General features: G+C 60.5%; 4 protein-coding genes. 1 reads left to right on the plus strand and 3 read right to left on the minus strand.

Annotation, left to right across the window (positions count from 1 at the left end; translation table 11 throughout):
* Positions 1-89: 89 nt before the first annotated feature.
* The 3 genes from LG661_RS24505 to LG661_RS25640 all read right to left on the minus strand — a co-directional run bounded on the left by LG661_RS24505 (position 90) and on the right by LG661_RS25640 (position 1,826).
* Positions 90-650 (minus strand): P-loop NTPase family protein, encoded by a 561-nt coding sequence (locus tag LG661_RS24505; RefSeq protein WP_230534609.1) that lies wholly within the window; start codon positions 648-650, stop codon positions 90-92.
* 167 nt (positions 651-817) lie between these two features.
* The gene (locus LG661_RS24510) at positions 818-1,297 is read right to left on the minus strand and encodes a hypothetical protein (RefSeq protein ID WP_230534610.1); all 480 of its coding nucleotides are present in this window, start codon (positions 1,295-1,297) and stop codon (positions 818-820) included.
* 4 nt (positions 1,298-1,301) lie between these two features.
* Positions 1,302-1,826 carry a thermonuclease family protein gene (locus tag LG661_RS25640; protein WP_407666843.1) on the minus strand — a complete coding sequence of 175 codons (525 nt, stop codon included), beginning with the start codon at positions 1,824-1,826 and terminating at the stop codon, positions 1,302-1,304.
* A gap of 47 nt (positions 1,827-1,873) precedes the next feature.
* Here LG661_RS25640 and LG661_RS24515 point away from each other — a divergent pair.
* A partial coding sequence (locus LG661_RS24515; RefSeq protein ID WP_230534611.1) for a thermonuclease family protein occupies positions 1,874-2,140 on the plus strand: 267 nt, incomplete at its 3' end.

Here is a 2,140-nt window from a genome sequence, read left to right on the forward strand (position 1 = left end):
GAATCACACCTCAGCCCAAATTAATAGGTCCTGAGCCTAGTGAAGGGTTAGTCTAAGGGGTTCTGGCAAGAACCCTGAACGAGCTCGAATTACTTGGAAAGACTTGCGGGGGAAAAGGGCTTCTGGAGAGCCGCCGAGCCATCAAAAAGCGCGTCGAGAAGGTTAGTTATTTCCGCTCGGGATCGAAGGTGGAGCTTTCTGCCCTCGAAAAGTTCGAAGAGCCGCGAATGTCCTGTGAAGGAGTTCGCATTGTCTCGGATCCGGTACTCTCCAGCCCAAGCGATCAGTGCCTCAAAGGAGGCCTCGTCGCCGCCCCGGCGAAGCCCACGCGCTCGAATGTTCTCAATGCACTCCGCCTCGGGCAGATCGAGCCAAATGAAGGCCGTGGCAGAGGGTAGAGCCTCATATGCCAGCCAGCCATAGACCCCCTCAATGATCCAACAATCTTTGGAGGCTTGGTCGCGGACCATGCTCTTCGCAACATCAGGGTCCCGCCGGGCACTATAACCGCCCGGCACCCAATGAATGGAGTCCAGATCGATTGCAACTGTGCCCAGGCCTTCAGCCAGCCTCTCGGCCAACCAGCTCTTGCCTGAGCCACTGTTGCCGACGATGACAGTTTTGGAGAATTCGGAACGATCCGGAGCCATGCCCCACCTCGTATGCAGCCTGTCGCCGAGACGCATATAGCCTGATTTCGCGGAACGGGCCTTATGGAATGCCGGAATACACGTAAATGGCGGGATCTTGCCAAGGGTAACCGCGTCACTGGGTTTGTCTCAACTCCTCTGACATGTCTCATTTGCTGAGCGGTTGCTCAGCGGGCTCCGCTGGCACCGGCCATATGCGGCCTCATTGGACGAGCGCTAGAACAGATTGCCGTGCAGACGCACCACAGCGTAGAGGCGGGCCAGTGATGCCGTCGCCTCCGACCCGACGAACCTGCCATAGCCCACCAGCCTGCGATGGCGCCGTTCTTCTGCTCCACCCAGGCTTGGTCGTTCTTGCAATAGGCGCGCGACCGCGTCACTTCCAGCCCCTCGCTCCGGCACCAGCAGACCACCAATTCGTTCATGAAGGCGCTGTCATTGTCGAAGTCCACGCCCAGCAGAGGAAAGGGAAACAGCGACCGCGCCTGCTGGATCGCCGCAACCACCAGACCGCCATCGCGCGTGCGCACCGGCACGCACTCGGTCCAGCTCGTAGCGATATTAGTTAGAACCATCGTCTGCACGAAGCTGCCGGAGGACGATGTGCCGGAATGGGCCACGAAATCGACCCCGACGTAACCGGGCACGGGATCATCCCAGTCGCCGAAGGTGCGCACTGGAACCGAGCGGCGGATGAACCTCTGCCATGGAACTGGAGGCCCGGGGGCATCCTGCAGGATCAGGCGGCCTGCCGGCTCCCGCACTGATCCGGGTCCGATCATAGTGCCGGCTACCGGGCACGTGGTAAATCCGATCACCCTTGGCGCTAATGTTGCCCTTGATCTTGCAGTCGGCTGACCTGGAGGCTGGCTTCGAGGATACGGTCGGCGCTGCGGCCCTGGATGAGATGCCTTCCCGTCCGCCCTTGCGCCAGTCCCACGGCGGCGTGAACGGGCCGGCCCAAATACCCCGCTTGGCTTTCCGGGCATCATTCTCTTGGTCCACGTAATCAGTGCCATACTGACGGTATGCAAGGGCGTATCCCTGGCTCACTACCCAAGCGTTCAGATCCTCGCCCTTTGCCGAGCAGACCGCCACAATGCGCTTGTAGCGGTCGATGTCCTTTTGCTCGCAGGTGATGTTAGCGGTCCCGATTTTACTAGGGCCTGTTAGCATAACGTTGTGGTGCCTACGCAGCCCATTCCTGAGCGAGAAGTCCGCCGATGATCCAAGCCGTCCTTGCCCTCGCCGCTATCTTCGTGTCTGCCGTGCCCCTCAGTGCCGAACCGATCGTCGGCCGGGCAAGCGTGGTCGACGGAGATATCCTTGAGATCAGAGGGACGCGGATACGCTTCCATGGTGTCGATGCGCCGGAGAGCGCTCAGACCTGCCAGAGCGCGGATGGAAAAACCTACCGGTGCGGCCAGCAAGCCGCTCTTGCGCTGTCTAGCACTACTTTGGCAGGTATGAGGAACCGGGCGGGGCCTGCC

Source organism: Microvirga roseola (assembly GCF_020866965.1).
Classification (GTDB): domain Bacteria; phylum Pseudomonadota; class Alphaproteobacteria; order Rhizobiales; family Beijerinckiaceae; genus Microvirga; species Microvirga roseola.